The following is a 2,263-nucleotide window of genomic DNA, read 5'->3' on the forward strand; positions in this document are numbered from 1 at the left end:
TCAGCCGACGACACGCAATATTTTGTTGTCGAAGTCCGCAAGTCCCCAAGGACAGTCGCCGGGTATCCCAAACACAAGTCCCGCGTCGGCCAGCATCCGCTGCCAGTGGATCTCCCGACTCGGCGGTGCGTTGAAATTCTTCGATCTTACGATGGTCGCCCCTAAAACGTGTTGGCAGTAGCGGGTGCAGCTCGTAACGCACATCCAATCGCCCCTCGACACCGTCATCGGTGTCTACCAACGCTGTCTCAGTGAGCATTGCGATGGTTGCGACAATCCGTTCATCCGACCTGTCGTTTTTTCACCTTAGACCGAGCCTTTACCAGATCCATGGTCAGCGGAGTACGTTTGGGCAGAGACGCGACCTAGCCTGTTTCGCCGCGGGAACGAATCCATTTCTCATCGCGAAGGAATATGACGACATGACAATAAACCCCACTCCAACGTCGGATACCGCGAAACTGACCGGCGAAAACCTGCATCTCGTACACCGGTTGGCGACCCAGCTGAGGGTGGATTCCATCCGTTGCAGTACGCAAGCCGGTTCTGGTCATCCGACCTCATCGCTGTCGGCAGCGGATCTGATGTCGGTTCTACTGGTCAGGCACCTACGGTATGACTGGGCCAACGCCCAGCAGGCGACCAATGACCATCTGATCTTCTCAAAAGGTCACGCCTCACCGTTGTTGTATTCGATGTACCGTGCTGTGGGCGTCGTCGATGAGGACGAGTTGGTGAACACCTACCGCCAGTTCGGTTCCCGACTCGAGGGGCATCCGATGCCTATCCTGCCCTGGGTGGACGTTGCGACTGGTTCTCTCGGCCAGGGCCTACCAGACGCGGTCGGCGTGTGCCTGGCCGCAAGATACCTAGACAAGCTTCCGTACCAGACGTGGGTGCTCTGCGGAGACAGCGAGCTGGCAGAAGGTTCCATGTGGGAGGCCATCGACAAGGCGAGCTATTACAAACTCGGCAACTTGACAGCCATCGTCGACATCAACAGGCTCGGCCAGGACGGGCCTACCGAGCTGCAATGGGACATGGACAAGTACGCCAAACGAGTCGAAGCGTTCGGCGCACACGCCCTCGTGGTTGACGGACATGATGTCGTCGCGATCGATGCGGCACTGACCGAAGCCCGGTCCCATCCGGACCAGCCGACAGTGATATTGGCCCGCACCATCAAAGGCAAAGGTGTGCCCGAGATTGAAAACAAAAACGGCTGGCACGGCAAATCCCTCCCGCCAGAAATAGCGGACCGTGCTATAGCTGCCCTCGGTGGCGTGACCGGCCTGACTATCACCACCGCTGTTCCCGAAGCCGGGACATCTGCGATCGTCCCCGACCCTGGCGCCACAGTCACCCTCCCTACGTGGGAGATCGGCCAGAAAGTCGCCACCCGGGCGGCTTTCGGTGCCGCGATTTCTGAGCTAGCAGTACGACCGGAGGTAGTTGTCCTTGACGGAGAGGTCGGCAACTCCACGCATGCCGGCGAGTTTCGGGAGATCTGTCCAGAACGATTCTTTGAAATGTTCATTTCTGAACAACAACTCATCGCTTCCGCGGTGGGTTTATCGGTGCGCGGATACATCCCCTTCGCGTCAAGCTTCGCCGCTTTCTTGATCGCCCGACCCTACGACTTCATCCGGATGGCCGGCGTGTCGGAAGCGAACATTCGCCTGGTCGGCACCCACGCCGGCGTTGAAATCGGCCAGGATGGGCCCTCCCAGATGGCTCTGGAAGACATCGCGGCGATGCGCGCTATTCATACCTCCGTTGTCGTGTATCCAAGCGATGCCCCCTCGACCGCGGCACTGGTGTTGACGATGGCCGACACCAACGGCGTCGTATATCTACGCGCGACCCGCGGCGCGTACCCGGTCATCTACGCACCCGAGGAGAAGTTTCCCATCGGCGGGTGCAAGGTCCACCGCGCCGGGGCCGAGGACACCGTGGCACTGATCGGCGCGGGAATCACCTTGCACGAATGCTTAGCCGCCGCCGAAAAACTCGCCGATTTCGGCATCAGTGCACGGGTGATCGACCTGTACTCGATCAAACCACTCGATCGTGACACCCTAATTGACACCTGCCGCATCACCGGCGGGCGACTGGTTGTGGTGGAGGACCATTACCCTCAGGGAGGCATCGGGGGTGCGGTGATGGAAGCGCTGGCTGATGCCGAGGTGCCGGAACTTCGGGTCAAACTACTCGGCGTCACCGGCCTACCAATGTCGGGTGAGCCAGCCGAACTCTTGGACGC

Annotated in this window: 1 protein-coding gene; it reads left to right on the forward strand. The window is 59.8% G+C overall.

Annotated features, from left to right (window positions below; translation table 11 throughout):
* Positions 1-422: 422 nt before the first annotated feature.
* On the forward strand, positions 423-2,263 hold a 1,841-nt coding region (locus CXY80_RS00140), incomplete at its 3' end, for a transketolase (protein WP_104131122.1).

Origin of the sequence: Cryobacterium sp. M91 (assembly GCF_002929615.1) — a bacterium.
GTDB classification, from domain to species: domain Bacteria; phylum Actinomycetota; class Actinomycetes; order Actinomycetales; family Microbacteriaceae; genus Cryobacterium; species Cryobacterium levicorallinum.